The 17,117-nt window shown below is 64.1% G+C and carries 18 protein-coding genes; 11 read left to right on the top strand and 7 right to left on the bottom strand.

From position 1 onward, the window contains the following. Nucleotides 1-71: 71 nt before the first annotated feature. On the top strand, nt 72-239 hold the full coding sequence (locus RBH26_RS07350; RefSeq protein ID WP_005578700.1) for a DUF1931 family protein: 168 nt from the start codon (nt 72-74) through the stop codon (nt 237-239). Between the two features lie 80 nt (nt 240-319). On the opposite strand, the gene fni is transcribed toward RBH26_RS07350, so the two are convergent. Continuing rightward, nucleotides 320-1,381: a type 2 isopentenyl-diphosphate Delta-isomerase gene (gene fni / locus RBH26_RS07345; RefSeq protein WP_306757549.1), complete on the bottom strand. Its 1,062-nt coding sequence runs from the start codon at nt 1,379-1,381 to the stop codon at nt 320-322. A 127-nt stretch (nt 1,382-1,508) separates the two neighbouring features. Here fni and RBH26_RS07340 point away from each other — a divergent pair, with 127 nt between their 5' ends. Beyond that, nucleotides 1,509-1,934, top strand: coding sequence for a hypothetical protein (locus tag RBH26_RS07340; RefSeq protein ID WP_306757548.1), 426 nt, complete (start codon nt 1,509-1,511; stop codon nt 1,932-1,934). A 97-nt stretch (nt 1,935-2,031) separates the two neighbouring features. On the opposite strand, the gene rpiA is transcribed toward RBH26_RS07340, so the two are convergent. The 3 genes from rpiA to RBH26_RS07325 form a co-directional block, all read right to left on the bottom strand. After that, the gene (gene rpiA / locus RBH26_RS07335) at nt 2,032-2,739 is read right to left on the bottom strand and encodes a ribose-5-phosphate isomerase RpiA (RefSeq protein WP_306757547.1); all 708 of its coding nucleotides are present in this window, start codon (nt 2,737-2,739) and stop codon (nt 2,032-2,034) included. Between the two features lie 144 nt (nt 2,740-2,883). Then, on the bottom strand, nt 2,884-3,717 hold the full coding sequence (locus RBH26_RS07330) for an ABC transporter permease (protein ID WP_306757546.1): 834 nt from the start codon (nt 3,715-3,717) through the stop codon (nt 2,884-2,886). Continuing rightward, on the bottom strand, nt 3,714-4,646 hold the full coding sequence (locus tag RBH26_RS07325; RefSeq protein ID WP_306757545.1) for an ABC transporter ATP-binding protein: 933 nt from the start codon (nt 4,644-4,646) through the stop codon (nt 3,714-3,716). Before RBH26_RS07325 ends, RBH26_RS07330 begins: the two co-directional genes overlap by 4 nt. A gap of 342 nt (nt 4,647-4,988) precedes the next feature. Between RBH26_RS07325 and RBH26_RS07320 the strand changes: the two genes are divergently transcribed. Genes RBH26_RS07320 through RBH26_RS07310 form a run of 3 tightly spaced genes read left to right on the top strand, consistent with a single transcriptional unit; the run spans nt 4,989 to nt 7,575 of the window. Continuing rightward, nucleotides 4,989-5,462, top strand: a complete 474-nt coding sequence (locus RBH26_RS07320; protein WP_306757544.1) for a hypothetical protein — start codon at nt 4,989-4,991, stop codon at nt 5,460-5,462. Between the two features lie 59 nt (nt 5,463-5,521). Then, entirely contained in the window at nt 5,522-6,268 is a 747-nt protein-coding gene (locus tag RBH26_RS07315; RefSeq protein WP_306757543.1) for an ABC transporter ATP-binding protein, read from the top strand. Next, nucleotides 6,268-7,575, top strand: coding sequence for an ABC transporter permease (locus tag RBH26_RS07310; RefSeq protein WP_306757542.1), 1,308 nt, complete (start codon nt 6,268-6,270; stop codon nt 7,573-7,575). Before RBH26_RS07315 ends, RBH26_RS07310 begins: the two co-directional genes overlap by 1 nt. A 123-nt stretch (nt 7,576-7,698) precedes the next feature. Here the strand turns inward: RBH26_RS07310 and RBH26_RS07305 are convergent, their stop codons facing one another. After that, nucleotides 7,699-8,808 carry an AI-2E family transporter gene (locus tag RBH26_RS07305; protein ID WP_306757541.1) on the bottom strand — a complete coding sequence of 370 codons (1,110 nt, stop codon included), beginning with the start codon at nt 8,806-8,808 and terminating at the stop codon, nt 7,699-7,701. An 89-nt stretch (nt 8,809-8,897) separates the two neighbouring features. Here RBH26_RS07305 and RBH26_RS07300 point away from each other — a divergent pair, with 89 nt between their 5' ends. Both RBH26_RS07300 and RBH26_RS07295 read left to right on the top strand, forming a co-directional pair. Continuing rightward, nucleotides 8,898-10,019, top strand: coding sequence for a thiamine ABC transporter substrate-binding protein (locus tag RBH26_RS07300; protein ID WP_306757539.1), 1,122 nt, complete (start codon nt 8,898-8,900; stop codon nt 10,017-10,019). Nucleotides 10,020-10,219: 200 nt separating this feature from the next. After that, a complete protein-coding gene (locus RBH26_RS07295) occupies nt 10,220-10,531 on the top strand; it encodes a hypothetical protein (RefSeq protein ID WP_306757538.1) in 312 nt (103 codons plus the stop codon). Nucleotides 10,532-10,597: 66 nt separating this feature from the next. On the opposite strand, the gene RBH26_RS07290 is transcribed toward RBH26_RS07295, so the two are convergent. After that, nucleotides 10,598-13,027 (bottom strand): ATP-dependent DNA helicase, encoded by a 2,430-nt coding sequence (locus RBH26_RS07290; protein ID WP_306757536.1) that lies wholly within the window; start codon nt 13,025-13,027, stop codon nt 10,598-10,600. Between the two features lie 208 nt (nt 13,028-13,235). Continuing rightward, entirely contained in the window at nt 13,236-14,189 is a 954-nt protein-coding gene (locus RBH26_RS07285; protein WP_306757534.1) for a CPBP family intramembrane glutamic endopeptidase, read from the bottom strand. A gap of 151 nt (nt 14,190-14,340) precedes the next feature. On the opposite strand from RBH26_RS07285, the gene RBH26_RS07280 reads away from it, so the two are divergent. The 4 genes from RBH26_RS07280 (at nt 14,341) to RBH26_RS07265 (ending at nt 17,105) form a co-directional block, all read left to right on the top strand. Continuing rightward, the gene (locus RBH26_RS07280) at nt 14,341-14,580 is read left to right on the top strand and encodes a hypothetical protein (RefSeq protein WP_306757533.1); all 240 of its coding nucleotides are present in this window, start codon (nt 14,341-14,343) and stop codon (nt 14,578-14,580) included. A 99-nt stretch (nt 14,581-14,679) separates the two neighbouring features. Beyond that, nucleotides 14,680-15,270: a DUF1684 domain-containing protein gene (locus RBH26_RS07275; protein ID WP_306757531.1), complete on the top strand. Its 591-nt coding sequence runs from the start codon at nt 14,680-14,682 to the stop codon at nt 15,268-15,270. A gap of 243 nt (nt 15,271-15,513) precedes the next feature. Then, a complete protein-coding gene (locus RBH26_RS07270) occupies nt 15,514-16,338 on the top strand; it encodes a MarR family transcriptional regulator (RefSeq protein WP_306757530.1) in 825 nt (274 codons plus the stop codon). A 164-nt stretch (nt 16,339-16,502) separates the two neighbouring features. Continuing rightward, entirely contained in the window at nt 16,503-17,105 is a 603-nt protein-coding gene (locus tag RBH26_RS07265) for an OsmC family protein (protein WP_306757528.1), read from the top strand. The last annotated feature ends 12 nt before the right edge of the window (nt 17,106-17,117 follow it).

Below are 17,117 nucleotides of genomic sequence, written 5' to 3'. Positions count from 1 at the left end.
CCGCTGCAGACCCCATATTCTGGGATATAACCACAACACTTATATTGGGTAGAACGGAACCCGTACACCGTATGGCAGACCTTATCGTCAAAGCCGCCGTGAAGGAAGCGCTCGATGACAAGAACGTCGCCTCGGACTTCTACGAAGCACTCGACGAGGAAGTCGACGAACTCCTCGAGGACGCTGCGCGACGAGCAGAAGCGAACGACCGGAAGACGGTCCAGCCCCGCGACCTGTAAGGGACGCCACTCGAGTTATTTTTTTGCGTCGCCACGTCGCGTAGCGACGCGTCTCGTCGCCGAATCGAAACGATTGTCGATCAGTTGGATCGCTGGTCGAGGTACTCCTTGGTTCGACCGAGCATCACGTATTCGGCCTCGCGAAGTTCGGCTACCGACGCCGAGCCGGTAACGAACATCGCCGTCCGCAACTCGAGGGACAGCGTCTCGATCAGGTCGACGACGGCCTCGGTGCCTTGCCCCGCCGGGCCGAGAAACGGTTTCGCGAGGCCGCCAGCGCGGGCACCGAGCGCGATCGCTTTCGCGATGTCGAGTCCAGAGCGGACGCCACCGCTTGCGATCACACAGTCGTGGACGGACGCGGCTTCGTGGGTGCTGATCGCCGTGGGAACGCCCCACGCACGGAACAGTTTCCCGATGTGTTCCTGTCGCGACGCGCCGACGGCGGCCGCCCGGTAGGATTCGATTCCCGACCAGGTCGTTCCGCCCTGTCCGGCGACGTCGATTGCGTCGACGCCGGCATCGGTGAGACGCCGTGCCGTCTCCTGTGAGATTCCGTTGCCCGTCTCCTTGACGACGACCGGGACCGACAGCTCGTCGGCGACCCGTTCGATCGCCTCGAGACAGCCTCGCGCGTCGACGTCACCCTCGGGCTGGACGGCCTCCTGGAGGAAGTTCAGGTGGACCGCCATGGCGTCCGCGTCGATCATCTCGACGGCTCGCTCGACGTCGGCGACGTCGTACTCGAGGAGCTGTGCCGCGCCGACGTTGCCATAGAGGAGGGCGTCGGGAGCAACGTCTCTGACGACGGTGTAGGACTCGAGCAACTCCTCGTCGTCGAGTTCGAGACCGGCGCGCTGGCTGCCAACACCCATCGCGACGTTGGTCTCCTGGGCGGCCTCGGCGAGCGCTCGGTTGATCTTCGTCGTGTTCGGGTGGCCGCCGGTCATGCTCTCGATGACGATCGGCGCGTCGAGTTCGTGACCGAACAGCGTCGTCGACGTGTCGATCTCGTCGCGGTGGATCTCGGGCAGGGCCTCGTGAACGAGTTCAACGTCGGCGAAGCCGGCGCCGGACGTCTCGACGTCCTCGTCCTCGATGATACGAATGTGGTCGTCTTTCCGATCGGATGTCTCGGGCATCGAATCGTCTCCAGTGGAACATACCGCGACGGTTTTGAAAAGATATCCATCGACGACGACGGTCGCGAGGATCCCCCGCGATCGGACTCGAGATTTTTGCCGCTGGCCGAGGTACGCCGAATCGGCGATGCTTCGGAAACTGCTGGTCGCCTTCGGCTGCTACGAGATCGTCAAACCGAAGCCGGTCATCGACGCCTGCGAACGGATCGGCCTCGAAAATCCCGCAAAAGCCAAGCGACGGCCACACGCACTGTGGGGCGCACGCCTCGAGGGATTCGTCTTCGTCTGGTTGCTGGTTCGAGGCCGGACGGGTGGCGGATCGCGAGTCGTCGGCGCCGCGCTCGCGCTGGCTGGCCTCGCCCTCGTGGCGGTGCCGCGACCGATCATCGAACTCAGCCAGCGGCTGGTCTACGAGAACACCGACGAACTCGAGTTGAAGCCGTGGGTCGAGCCTGCCGCGCGAGCGCTGGGTGCACTCTACCTGCTCGTCGTCGCCCTCTCGGTCCGACACGACGAAGCGACGGCCGAGACAGCGTCGACGAGGACCGCTTAGGCCGATCGACGGGACTCATACGGTCTCCTGTAGTCAATTACCGCCGATCGCCGACCCCGTCCTGGCGATCGGCGGTAAATAGTTACAGCAGTCCGTATCAGTACTCGCGCGTTTCGACGCCGTCGTCGGTGCCGACGTACGTCACGTCCGCGAGGTCGACGAACAGGCCGTGTTCGACGACACCCGGGAGCCGTGCGAGCCGCGTCGCCAGGGAGTCGGGATCGTCGATCGGGCCGAACGCACAGTCGAGGACGAGGTTGCCGTTGTCGGTGACGACGGGTCCGTCCTTCCCCTCGGCTTCGCGAAGCGTCGGCTCACCACCCAGTTCACGGAGCCGGTCGGCGACGACAGTGTGGGCGTCCGGAATCACTTCGATCGGTACCGACCGCTCGAGTGTCCCCGCGAGTTTCGAAGGATCGGCGACGACGACGAACCGGTCGGCCGCGGCGTCGACGAGTTTCTCGCGCGTGTGTGCGGCGCCGCCACCCTTGATCAACGCGCCATAGCCCGTTGTGTCGGGGTCGTCGGCCACCTGATCGGCGCCGTCGATCGCGAGGTCGACGCCGTCGACGGCGTCGAGCGTCGTCAGTTCGATCCCGACCTCGAGTGCCAACTGTCGGGACTGAAACGACGTCGGAATCCCACGGATCTCGAGGCCGTCGTCGACGGCCCGGCCCAGCGCCTCGATCGCGTACGCGGTCGTCGAACCGGTGCCGAGCCCGACGACGGCGCCGTCCGTGACGTCCTGGGCCGCGCGTTCGCCGGCTCGTCGTTTCGCTGCGTCGGAACCACCTGCCGTCTTCATGGCTACTACGGCGGGCGGGGGCGGCAAAAACGTTGTACTCTCGGGACGTCGGCACTCGATATAGTCCCCTCCCAACCGTCGACTGCTGGGTCGAACCCTGTCGTGCGGACCGGTTCGACCCAGCAGCTCAGGCTTGGAACGCCACTAGAGGTCGGAACGACCGAACAGCCAGAGTCCGAGACCGAGCGGGACGAGTGCCCACAGCGCGAGAAGGACGAAGCCAAACCACGGCTCCGCGAGCGTCGACAGCATCCCGCCGTCGTGTTCGTAGACGTCTGCCATCGCGAGTCCAGAGTCACTGAATACGGCACCGATAGCGGAGCCGTAAGCGGTGTCGGGCGGGATCGAGAGAAGGCCGACGTACCAGCCCGGGAACTCCTCGGCGAAGAACTCACCCTCGAGGAAGTAGTGCAGCACCTGTACGGCGGTGCTCCAGAGGAACCAGAAGACGACGATCAACCCGAACACACCGATCCCAGCCCTGGTCGTCGAACGGGTCATGGCAGAGATCCCGACGCCGATAGAGACGTAGACGACGCCGAACAGAATCGTCATCAGTGTAAACTGGAGGTAGTCGACGATCGAGACCGAGCCGACGAATGCGAACAGGCCGACGATCCCGACGCTGAACCCGATCAGGATCGAGACGGCGACGACCGCCGAGCGGCCGAGGACCTTCCCGAAAACGACGTCGCGTCGCGTGTGTGGCAGGCCGAGCAGGAACTTCAGGCTCCCACTCTCGCGTTCGCCGGCGATGGCCTTGTAGCCGACGACAGCCCCGATAACTGGGACGAGAAAGCCAGCGGGTGTCTGCAACGCGAAGACGAGATCGAGCGTCGACTCCGCCTCATCGCCCATTCTCGAGGCGAGAAACGCACCGCCAAGCGTGAACAGGACGAACACCACCGTTAGCGCCATTAGCTTCCATGAGCGGATGGCGTCGGCGAAGTCCTTCTTCGCGACCGCAATCGCGCTCATGGTGACACCTCGACGGTGTCACCCTCGGTATAGGCGACGAACAGGTCCTCGAGCGAGGATTCGTCGGTCTTGAAGTCCTCGACGGTTACACCGTGTTCCTCGATCGTCTGGAGAACGCTCGTTTTCGACTCGTTGTCACAGGCGACGACGAGCGTCGTCCCGTCGGCCGAAACCTCCGAGACGCCGTCGACCGACTCGATAGCTTCGAGGGCCGTCGTGGTGTCATCGGGGATCCGGTCGAGTTGGACGCGGAGCTGTGTTTGATCTGGAACCGCCTCTCGGAGACTCTCGACGGTATCTTCCGCGACCAGGTGGCCGTCCCGAAGGATCCCGACGCGGTCACAGACCGCCTCAACCTGCTCCATGATGTGACTCGAGAAGAAGACGGTCGCACCCCGTCGGTTCTCCTCGCGGATGATTTCGCGCATCTGACGGGCACCGTTGGGGTCGAGTCCCGTCGACGGCTCGTCTAAGATCAGCAGGTCGGGCTCGCCGGCGAGCGCCGTCGCGAACATGAGCCGCTGGGTCATTCCCTTCGAGTATCCACCGGCTTTCTTGTCGGCTGCGTCGGCGATCCCGACACGCTCGAGTAACTCGTCTGGGTCGTCGTCGGCGCCTTTCGATTCGATCGCGAACTCGACGTGTTTGCGGCCGGTCAAACGATCGTACGTCGCAGTCCCCTCCGGAAGGATACCGGTTCGTTCGCGGACCTCGAGGGTCTCCTCGGCCACGTCGTGGCCGAATACGCGAACCTCGCCGGCGGTCGGCCGGACGAAGTCGAGGATGACGTTGATCGTCGTCGACTTGCCGGCGCCGTTGGGACCGAGAAACCCATAGATTTCGCCGCGCTCGACGGTGAGATCGAGATCTTCGAGAGCGGTTTCGGATCCGTACCGTTTCGTCACACCGGTAATATCGATTGCTGTCACAGTTATATTCAGCCCCATATAGTTACTCTACAGACATATAGTCTTGCATCCAAATCATCGTCGCTGAACAGTACTGGTTCGGAGCACTCCCGGGTCCGTATACAAAAGAAATATGCACGCTATCAGCCACGTTCGAAACGTGAAAACGGCGCGTAACAGGTCCAGACGGCGCCAGGAGTATCGGAGCGATCACGAACGGGGCCGGGTCGACGGACGGACTGCTGTCCCGCTGTCTCGTCGATCGCGGGATGCGAGTCGGCGATCTGCGGGCAGTGATTCCGGGAGACCGCACACACGTTCGCTCGGCACTCGAGTCGTCGTCCGTGATCGGGAGGTGATGACGTGCTACAGCTAGCGCCGTTGCCCCTCCAGTTCGCCGAGGAAGAGATGCCACCGACGGAGGTCCTCCTCGTCAGCCTGCTCATCGCAGCGGTGCTCGCGGTCGTCGTCGGCTACTGGGTCTACAGGGACGCGTCCAAACGCGAGAACAACGAACTCCTGTGGGCGCTCGGTGTCGGGTTCTTGATGCTCATGGGGCTGTTGTTCGGTGCTATCGCCGTCGTCGCGTACCTGCTGTTCCGAAGCGACGTGACCGAGCCGGAGCTAACACAGGGCGAGCCAGCCGATGACGACTGGGGGGCGACCCCGGACGAACGGATGGACGACGAGTGGGACAGGACGGACGACGAGACGACGACTGGCTGGGAGTCACCGGAAGAGGACGCCGACGACGAGTGGAGCGTAACCGACGACTGGGACTCACCACGAGACGACCGGGACTCGTCACGAGACGAAAACGACGATCGAAGCTGGTAGCTGCCGATCGACGGACATAGGGGTCGTACTTTTTTCGCACGGGGGGTAGACGACCCCCTATGGCGACATCGGAACCGAAGGGTGCCGAATCCGGCTCGGCGGTCACCCTCGAGAACGTCAGCAAGATCTACGAGTTAGGGGAACCCGTCCACGCACTCGATGGCGTGTCCCTCGAAATTCCGCGAGGATCGTACACGGCGATCATGGGGCCAAGCGGATCCGGGAAGTCGACGCTGATGAATCTCGTGGGCTGTCTCGACACGCCGACGGAGGGGACCGTCGTCGTCGACGGACAGGACGTGTCCGCGCTGAACGACCGCGAGCGAACGACGCTGCGCGGGACGACGGTCGGGTTCGTCTTCCAGACGTTCAACCTCATGCCCCGGCTGACCGCCCTCGAGAACGTCGCGCTTCCACAGTTGTTTCAGAACGTCGACCGCGACGTCCGACACGAACGAGCCAGGGAGTTACTCGAGCGTGTCGGCCTCGCCGACCGCGAGGATCACCTCCCGAACGAGCTCTCGGGCGGCCAGCGCCAGCGGGTCGCGCTTGCACGGGCGCTGGTCAACGACCCCGCGATCGTACTGGCCGACGAGCCAACTGGTAACCTCGATACCGACACCGAAGACGACGTCCTCGACCTCTTCGCCGACTTTCATGGCGCCGGCACCACGATGGTCGTCGTCACCCACGAACGCCACGTCGCCGAACGTGCCGACCGAATCGTCCACCTGCTCGACGGAAAACTCGAGCGCATCGAATCGCTCGACGACGATCGACGATCCTCCGGCGAGGCGAGTCACTGATGCGCCCGCTCGAGAGCCTGCGCCTCTCGTGGCGCTCGATTCGTGGACACAAACTCCGGTCGTCGCTGACGACCCTGGGGATCGTGATCGGCATCGCGGCGGTGATCGCGTTCGTGACGCTGGGCGCGAGCCTCCAGGCGGGCGTCATCGGCGACATCAGTCCCGACGACCAGCGCAACGTCTACGGCTGGGCCGCCGAACCCGACACCGAGGGTGGACCACTTGCCGGTGCCCAGCCCGTATTCAGTGAGGACGATCTCGACGAACTCGACGATCACGACGACATCGACGCGGCCTACGGCTACATGCCCATCTCGACGCAGGCGCTCGTCTACGGCGGAGAGATCTCACCACAGAGCGACGCGCTCGTCGCGGCCGGACCATCCTATATCAGAGAGGAAACCCTCGACGAGGGGCGCCAGTTCGAGCAGGGCGAACGCGAGGCCGTCGTCAACCCGGCCGTCGCGGGCCAGTTCGAGGAAGATATCGAGGTGGGTGACGAGTTACTGATCGCCTTACAAGGTGGCGAGCAGACGTCGGTCACCGTCGTCGGGATCACCGACACCTCCGAGGGACTGAGCCCCTTCGAAGGGTTCGAACCCTCGCCGCGGGTGTACGTCCCGACCGATCCCTACTACACTGAAGACGCGGCTGGAGCGATTCCCGGCGGCGCCGACGATCAGGATGGCGACGATGGGGGCGCCGCCGGGCCCGACCTCGACGCCGACGGCGCGTTGTACCTCGCGATCGTCGTCGAAGCCGAGTCGGCCGACGACGAGGCGATCGAGGACGCCCGCGAGAGCGCACTGGCCTACCTCGAGAGCGAGGAGTCCGACGCCGGCGAGTTGCTCGGTGACGACCTCGAGGTGACGCTGCAGACGAGCGCGGAACTGCTCCAGCAACTCGAGGACGTACTCGACCTGTTGCAGAACTTCATCGTCGGCATTGCGGCGATCTCGCTGCTCGTTGGCTCGATCGGCATCGCGAACATCATGCTCGTCTCGGTGACCGAGCGAACCCGCGAGATCGGGATCATGAAGGCCGTCGGCGCCCAGAACCGGGATATTCTGGGGCTGTTCCTCGCGGAGGCGGTGATCCTCGGCGTCGTCGGTGCGATCCTCGGGACGGCACTCGGCCTCGCCGCGGGGTATCTGGGTGCGTGGTACATCGATCTCCCACTGGTCTACCCCTACGAGTACGTCGTGCTGGCGATCGTCGTCGGCGTCGTCGTGGGTATCGCGTCCGGACTGTATCCGGCCTGGCGGGCAGCACGGACGGATCCGATCGATGCATTACGATACGAGTGAGCAGGCGACGACCCCCTCGATCGGCGCTGTGGCGACGCCATCCCGAAGCCGAGCACGCCGAGTACGAGCACCGTCAGACCGGCAAACGGGAGAAACGTGAGCAAATCGTTACGGCAATCCGTCTCAGTCGTCGGCTATCGGCGATCCCGATTCGTCTGGCGAGGCCGGTTCCGCCTCGAGGTTCTCCGGTGGCTCCTCGAGGTCGTCCGCGGCGAGGTCGGTGAACGTCACGTCGCCGTTGACCTCCTCGGCGAGCAGGTCGACGGCCTCGACGAAGACGGCGACGATCAACGGCCCGACGACGATCCCGATCGCGCCAAGCGTGAACAGCCCGCCGGTAAAGCCGACGAAGTAGAGGCTGCCGGGCAGTCCCGCGGAGCGACGGGCCAGCCGCGGGCGAACGCCGACGTCGGGGAACCAGGCGACGAGACCGACTCCGAGGATGCCAACGAGGACGGCCGCGAGGAGTTCGCCCGCCGCGACGTGATACAGTGCGATCGGAACGATCAGCAGGCTCGGACCGATGATCGGAACGAACTGGAGGATCGCGGCGACAACAGCGAGCGTGAACGCGGCGTCGTAGCCCAACAGCCAGAACAGCGGGTAGCCGACGAGGAACGTGGCGGCCGACGTCGCGAGTTGTAAGACGTAGATCGCGTACAGCGTCTCGCGGGCGCGTTTCGCCAAGGTGAGGACGATATCCCGGTACTCGTGTGGGACCGGTGCGATGGCGGCCCGGCCGGCGGCATCGCCCTCGAGCAAGAGCGCGAACAACAGGATGACGAACAACGCGAACTTGATCGCCAGCACCGGCAGCGCCGAAGCGAACGAGACGGCTGCGCTGCCGAGAAACTCCAGTGCGAGCGACTGGACTTCGGCGACCTCGACCGTGTAGGTGACGTCGAAAACGGCGATCGGGATCTCCGAGGGGAGCGACTCGACGACGGCCATTACCTCCTCGACCCGGATGTACAACGTCACGACGATCGGCGAGAAGACGGCGAGGGCGCTCAGAAAGCCGACCGCGGTTGCTGCGGCGGCCGCCGTCCACTCCGAGAGCCCGCGTCGGCCGAGCCAGCGCTGGACGGGCACCAGGACGTAGGCGACGGTCAGGGCGAACAGGATCGTTCCCAGAACCTCGAGTAAGATCGCGCCGGTGACGAGACCGAGCGTCGCGACGATTCCTGCGAGAACGTACCGACGGTTTCGATTCCCGGACGCGTTCGGAGCCACACACGTCAGTCTCACCGCGACACCAAAACCGTTCGGATCGATTGAACGTTGGGAACGAGACTTACGTCCCGCACGCGTAGAGCCGTCGAATGCAACGCCGGACGGTCGTTCGGACGCTCGGTGGCGTCGCCACGACGGGGGTCGCTGGACTCGCCGGCTGTCTGCTCCCCGACGACGACACGAACGGTCCCGACGACGATCCCGAACCGGACGAGCCAAACCACGACGAAACGCTGCGGATCGTCACCTACCGATCGATGGTCGGCGGACCGAACCCAGCCGGCCCCTGGCTCGCCGAGGCGTTCGAAGAACGCTACCCCGACGCGGAACTCGAGTGGGTCGTCCCCGAGGCGGGGTCCGAACACTACGTGCAACGTGGCGAACACGGCGGCGAGATCGACGCCGACGTCTGGCTCGGCGTTACCGTCGGCGATCTCGCGCGAATCGACGACAGGGTCGGTGAGGGGGCGCTCCTCCGAGAACTCAACCTCGATCGCATCGACGGCGCCGACCGTGTCAGGGACGAACTCGCGTTCGAAGACCCACACGGCCGCGCGCTCGCCTACGATGCGGGCTACGTGAGTCTCGTCTACGACGAAACGGAACTCGAGGCCCCGGGGTCGTTCGACGAGTTACGCGACGAGTACGCGGATGCGTTGCTGGCCCAGCATCCCATCTACTCCATGCCGGGACAGGCAATGCTGCTGTGGACGATCGAGACCGGGGGTCCGGACGACGCCATGGGCTACTGGGAGGAGCTCGTGGCCAACGGCGTGGAGCTACACGACTCCTGGACCGGCGCCTACGACGCCTATCTGGACGGGGAGCGACCGCTGGTGGTCTCTTACTCGACTGATCCCGTCTTCGCGGCGGCCGCGGAGTACGACCCACAGCGCCACCGGGTCGCGTTCCTCGACGACGAGGGGTACGTGCTTCCGGAGGGAATCGGAATCTTCCAGGCGGCGACGGCCGTCGACCTCGCCTACGAATTCCTCGAGTTCCTCCTCTCGAGTGCGGTCCAGGCCGAACTCGCCCGACGAAACGTCCAGTTTCCGGCCGTCGCCGGCGTCGATCTCGATCCGGCGTTCGACATCGCACGCGAGCCACAGACGCCGGTCGCGATGAGCTATACCGAACTCCGGAACAACGCCACCGAGTGGCTCACGGAGTGGGCCGATCGGTTCGACGAAGGGCCCGGCGAGACAGTCTAGCGGTCACAGCCGTGACTTCGACGCTATTTCGTCCCGTGCAGTAATACGCGTGCGAACATGTTCGGCTCGTTCTTCGTCGATGGGAACCGACAGCGCCACTCAAGTATGGCAACGGAAGAGTAGGCGATACCGAATCGACCTCGAGGCCGCCGACCGACGGTGCTCGACTCGGGGCTCACATCCTCGCATTCACGATAGCTATGGACGAATATGCGCTCCTCATTGCAGTGACCAACACCGCGACGCTGTTTACCGGCGGTGCTGTCGCGTTGCTCTCCTACCGTGCGTTCAAGCGGACGAAATCGCAAGCGTTGCAGGCGGTCGCCGTCGGCTTCGGGTTCATCGTCGTCGGCTCAGTCAGCGGCGCGATCGCACACCTCTACGGCGGCAGCGTCGGGCTGGGCGTCGCGATCCAGAGTGCCTTCACCGCCGGCGGCTTTACTATCCTGTTGTACTCGCTGTACGCGGAGACTACGACGACCACGACGGTCACGATACGACGGTCAGATTGAGACGGCCCGTCGAGAACTGCCGCCGTTCGCTCCTGGCAGCCTCGAGTCGGATCGAGTCCCGAATATCTACGTCGACTCGAGTTGATCCCGGAACCGATCGAGGCCCAGTTCGAGCATGTCCGGGCTGACGGGCTGGAACTCGCCGTCGTCGGGCAGATACGGTCGAACGGAGTCCCAGCTGTCTCGAGCGTAGCGTTCGTCTAAGAGGACGCGGACGCCGACGTCGTCGGGACTGCGGATGACGCGACCGATCGCCTGCCGAGCCTTTCGAACTGCTGGGATGGTCAGCGCGTACGTGAAGCCCACGCCGGACGCTGACGCGCCCGGCTTGCTCCCCGACCGTCCGTCGGGGACGCCACCGAACGCGTCGTCGTAGGCCCGCCGAACCGCCTTCGTGCGCGGGCTCGAGGTGTTGACGATGGGGACGCCGCAGACGACCGCTGCTGCGAGTCGGTCGCCGCTGTAGTCGACGCCCTCGGTCAGGGTTCCGCGGAGGCTCGTCACCAACACCTTGCCGTCGCCGTCGAAAAACTCCCGTTTGAGCGACTGGGTCGTCTCGTCGTCGCTTGCAGCGTCGAGCAAGACGGGTTTTTCGAGACGACGCTCGAGGCAGTCGGCGATCCAGTCGGCCTCGGCGTAGCTGGGCATGCCGACGAGGACGTTGCCGGGCAGCCCGCCGACTTTCGTGATGGCGTCGACGTACTGCGTTCGCGTGGCGTTGTCGTCGCCGGGTCGACCGCGGTTGTCGTAGGTGAACTTCGGCGCCGCGACCGCGAAGCTCTCGCGGTTCTCCTCGGGGAAATGCAGGCCGTATCGCCGCTCGACGACGGGGCGGTCTGCTTCCCGCTCTATGTACTCGAGGCCGGTGACCTCGGTGAAGGCCTCGAGCGGTTCGAGGGTCGCACTCATGAGGATGCCGCCGCCGAAGGCAGCGAGACGCTCGCCGATGGCGTCGCTGGGAACGCAGTTGTGCACGGCCAGTCGTGCGTTGTAGGCCCGCCGCCAGGAGTCGGCGGGCTCGGTGTCGTCCCAGGTGCGCTCGAGTTCGATCTCCCGGAAGTAGTCGGTGTGGTCGCGTCGATACCACTCGCCGAGGACGCGGCCGACAGCGGGTGCGGCACGGGTACGATCCTCGTCTTCGGCCTCGTTTAGCACTCGTTCGACGACGGCACCGACGGCCTCGGCACGGACCCAGTCGGCGTCGCCATAGCCCGCCTCGCGGGCCCACTCGGTGAGTTCGTCCTCCGCGGGCTGGGAGGGCTCCCGAAGCGGGATCTCCTCGTCTCGAAGGTCGGTGAGATCCGACTCCCAGGCTCCGTACTGTCGGTCGAGGTGGGCCGTCACCCGTCGGTCGAGTTCGGTACGGAGATCCCGAACGAACTCGAGTGTCCGGTTGAGTTCCTCGAAGGAGACGTCGCTGTCGTTCAGTTCCGCACGAACGAGGTCGGCGTCGGCCGTCTTCGAGCCACCCTGGGCGGATCGGCCCTCGCGTTCGAACTTGAGCGGTTGGATAACGCGTGAAAGTTCGGTCTCGGCGTCACGCAGGGTCGCGTCGGCGACCCCGTCGCTGACCAGATCCCGCACGCGGGGCTCGAGCATGTGAGCTTCGTCGCAGACGACGAACGTCGAGTCGTCGAGCAACGCGCCCGTAAACGAGCCCGTGGTTCGGGGGTCAAAGGCGTGGTAGTAGTTACCGAGGACGATCTCGACGTGGCCCAACACGGCGCCCATCACCGAGTGCGGGCAGGTACCGTGGGCGGCCGAGCGAGCGACGAGGTCCTCGGGGGTGATCATCCCAGCCTCGGTGAAGTCGTAGGGGACGGCCTCCGCGGCGTCGCCGTCGCTGCCTTCCTCCGGGAGGTCCTCGAGATACTGCGCGTAGAACGGGCAGTACTCCGTCGCGGCGTCGACCGGACCGCCGTCGCTGTACTCGGGGAGTTGGGGTGGATACGAGGTCGGCTCGCCGGCGGTTTCGAGAAAGCGTGCGCCGCCGCCCCGACCGCCGCTGTCGGCCAGCCCGATCTGCTGGCTGCGGGCACGGTCGACGAGGCTCCCCGCAGTCGTTTCGCCACCTTCGCCAGTCAGGTCGCGGGTGCGGTCCCGTAAGGTCTCACAGCGATCGTAGACGTTGCCGTCGTCGATACCAGCCACGCCCTCGCGGTTGTACGGACAGACGTCGGCCTTCCCGACGAGCGTGAGTCCGGAGACGGGTTTGGCCTCGTCGGGCAGGTTCTCGTTGATCGTCTCGAGGTCCGCTTCGAACTGGCGCAGTTGCTGTTTGACGCTCGTGAGGACGAACACGCGCTCGTAGTCGGTGTCCGGATCGCGCACGAGATCGATCCCCGCGGTGAGCGCGATCATCGTCTTGCCGGTGCCACAGGCGCCCTCGATGACGGTGTAGCCACCGTCTCGAGCGGTGTCGATGGCGGTTTCGATACCGTCGACTTGCTCGTCGTAGGGCTCGTCGTGGCCGAAGATCGAGCGCCAGTCCGTCATTCTTCGCGTACTCGGCGGCGGTCGTCCATATCCTTGACGGACTGTGTTGGCCGCACCTTCGGTGATAAACCTCGGGACGACTCCGGTTGACCCCCCGCTTCTACTGTCGGATAGCACGAGTCACCGATCGGTCGCGCGACTGGAGCCTCACCCGCAGGGACGGCTGCGATGTCGCGACCGACGGTGTGCTGACTGCTGTCCGGCAGTGTTACTCGTCAGTCGTCGATGAAGAGCGCGACGCTGGATCCCCGCCGATGTCACGATCGCCGGCGTCGTCGCCACCCTCGCCGGCGATGGCCCAGTCGGCCGTAAGCGTCGGCGGTCCGCGGATCGCGATGGCGACGGTAGCGAGCCCGAAGACGAGGATGCCCATCGCGCCGACCGGGTTGACGACGAGCTCCGAGCCGCCCTGGGCGAACACGATCATCGTGGCCGCGAAGGCGTTGAACGTGCCGTGGAGGATCGACGGCGCCAGCACCGACCGGGCGGCGACGGTGACGTACGTGTAGACCGGCGCCATCGCGAGACAGGCGACGGTCATGACGCCGACACCGACGACCGGATAGTTCGGGTAGTTGTATCCCTCGAGAATGACCGGGGCGTGCCACAGCCCCCAGACGAGGCCGATGACGGCCGACGCGCCCCAGAAGCCAAGCGGTGTCAGTATCGTCAGGAAGACGCCACGCCAGCCGAACTCCTCACCGAAGGCAAAGACCGCGTTGAGCGTCACGCCGAGGACGAGCGCCGCGACGATTGCGACGAGCAGATTCAGCGGCCAGTCGGGAAGGGAGGGGCCGGCCGGTTCGCCCTCCTCGACTTGCGCGAAGTCCGTCCCTTCACCGGTAAGCGGGTTCGCGTCAGGGACGAACTCGACGCCGGGAAGGGCCACCGAGAGGGCGGTTCCGAGGAGAATGAGTGCGATCGGAACGATCGCAGCGATACCGAGCCAGGAGAGCCGGTTCCAACCGACGCGAAGCCCTGCTCGTTCGAACGACGGCGAAGCCACGATACACGTCACGATGCCCGCGAGCATCGGCGTGAACATATACAGTGGGGCAAGCACGAGCATCCCCACTCCGGTCAGCCACGAGACGGCGACGACGCCGCCGGACAGCACCAGCAGTGATCCGAGAAAGACGACGAGTGACCGTCGGTTCGTCATCGCTGTACCTCCACTCGAGTGTGGGGGACTGGACCCGAGTACTGTAACATACGTGATGTGTTTTCGTAGACGTCGATAAGCGTTACGTCGACGAACCAGGACCGGAGGCTGCCAGCGTGCCCCTTTAATTGACTGAGGCCCTACCAGGGGTATGAAAGTCCCCAGCTCCCTCGAGAACGTCGACCAAGACGACGTCGTCGTCCGCACCGTCGAGTACGACGACGACAGCCTCATCGCGGTCGATTTCGGCAACTCCGCGGCGGACATCTCGGTAGACGTCCTCGGCTCGACGGCGATCATTATCGCTAACGGCGAGCAGTTCGAGTTCGAACTGCCACCCGAGGCCAGCGAGGTCACCGCCCGCAACGGCGTCCTGACGATCGAAGAGTAGCGACGATCGGCAGTAATCGACTCCAGTAGGCCGTATGAGCCGACACGAAACCACGGGCGAAACACAACCCATTCCCGTCCACACACCGCTAGTACTTCTATGAGCGATTCCGACGACAGCCAGGACGTCGATGTCGAGCGCTGGCGCGACGAACTCGAGTCGAAACGCGCCGAGAAAGACGAGTTCTTCGCCGACCATCCCCAGTCACCGATCCCGCCGGAGGAACGCGACGAGTTCGCTGGGCTGGACTACTTCGAGCCCGATTTCGATTACCGCGTGACCGCGACTGCGTCGGTCCACGACGATCCCGAGGTCGTCCTGATGGACACGACCGCCGGCCGGGAGATGCGCTATCTACGCGTCGCAACCCTCGAGTTCGACCTGGAACGCGAGGACGAAGCCCTCGAGGACGGCACCGTCGAACTCGCGGCCTACCAGCTCGAGAGCCCCAACGAGGAGCCGCTGTTCGTCCCCTTCCGGGACAAGACGACCGGCCAGCAAAGCTACGAGGGCGGTCGCTACATGGAACTGGCTCCCGAAGGCGAGTTCGAGGACGGCGACGAGATCGTCCTCGATTTCAACCTCGCATATTCGCCGTTCTGTGCCTACAGCGAGACGTTCGACTGTCCGCTCCCACCCGAGGAGAACTGGCTCGAGGTGGCGATCCCGGCTGGCGAACGGTTCGAGTAGCTCACAGCGAGACGACGACGGAACGGAGTTTTGGAGATTTCCCTCGACGGACGTTTCGAGTCGAATTATCGGTCAAAAATCGATGGACAGCGACGCCTCTCGAGTCGAAGTGAAGGGGTTAGTAAGCGGCTGATAACTCGAGTCGAAGCGGGGGCTGGAGACGATCCATACGGACTGTTGTAACCGATTGCTCGTCGCGTGGGTGGGCCCAATAGTTATCGTACTGGTTTGTGTACTATTACCATGGTTCCTAGTAACACGAACTACCGTAGTTCGAAGTCACCGATCGATGACATCGCGTATCTTGCGCGGTCCGAACATCGCGTCCCGACGCTCGTTGCGCTGACAGAGCAGCCCCGGAGTCGCTCCGAGCTCTGCGAGTTGACCGGAGTTTCCTCGTCGACGATTCGACGGACACTGGGTGAATTCGAAGACCGTGCCTGGATTCGAAAGGAGGGATACCAGTACGTGGCAACGAGTCTGGGGAGGGCGATCGCAACCGGAATGGAGGAGTTGATCGCTCAGGTCGAAACCGAGCAGAAGTTACGCGACGTCTGCCGCTATCTTCCGGACGATGTAATCGAATTCACGCTCGAGATGAGTTCGGAAACGACGGTCACTGTCGCTGACCACGACGCGCCGTACCGTCCAGTGAGCCGATTTAGGTCGTTGCTCCTGGAGACCGAGCGATTTCAGTTCCTCGGGGTCGATATCGCCTTGCTCGAACCCTGTCGGGAGGAGTTCCGTCAGCGGATTCTCGACGGAATGCAGGCTGAAATTATCAACCCCCCAAACGCTGCGAGATACATTCTCGCGACGTATCCCGAACTCTGTTCTGAGATCCTCGAAAGCGGCAATCTGAAGCCCCTCGTCCACGACGATGTGCCAGCCTATGGGCTCAGTTTCTTTGACGCTCGAATCGCGGTCAACGACTACGATCCCGACGGAGCAGGTGTGGAGGTGTTAATCGACACCGACACACCGGCGGCACGCAAGTGGGCAGAAGCAGTCTATGCGACATACAAAGCCGAGGCTCGACCACTCGAGTATCAACAGCTCATTGAATGACGATTTATTTAAGCTATCTGTTCCCCATCATACTCGTTTCCAAATGGCAGCTATTGACGTTTCTTCAACAGCTGCAAAACATGGCTGTACCTGCCGAAATAGCACGAAGTAGCTACAACAGCCTCCGCTTCGTACTATCTCTGGCAGGGGTGTCGTGAAACACCATGACAACTGAACAAGTCATCCACGGGATAGACCTCGAAACACTCGGCGGGTTCGTCGACCACGCGGCAGACCATCCCGACGAAGTCCAACTCGGCCTCGCGGCCGCCGCGACCTACGAGGGGACGGCCGCACACAGCCTGGCGAAAGTCGATAGCTACGAGCTCGGGGGTGAGACGATCGCTCGTGAAACGCGTGAATACACGCTTCCCTACGGTGCCTGGAAGGAGGTATTGGATGCTGGTGGGTGGGTCGGCGGGACCGACCGACTCGAACCGGTAGAAGCGGCGCTGTCGGCACTGGCCGCCTGTATCAACGTCGGTATCACCATCAACGCCGTCGCCAACGGTATCGACATCGACCACCTCGAGACACGCGTCCGGACCGATTTCGACCCAGCAGTTCTCTTCAGCCTCGAGGAACTCAAAGAGGCCGACTCGGTGTTCGAGAACCTCACCGCCGAGGTCGAGATCGACGGCGAAAATCTCGATCGGGACCTGATCGACGAATGGGCCCGACGGGCACCCGTCTACACGCTCGTCTCGCTCACTCAGGACGTCGATATGACCATCAATACACCTGCCGAGGTGGCGGGCGACGACTAACCGGTGACCAGC

Origin of the sequence: Natronolimnohabitans sp. A-GB9, from assembly GCF_030848565.1 — an archaeon.
GTDB lineage: Archaea > Halobacteriota > Halobacteria > Halobacteriales > Natrialbaceae > Natronolimnohabitans.
The sequence above is the reverse complement of the archived record's forward strand: the minus strand, read 5'-3'. Positions and strand labels throughout refer to the sequence as shown.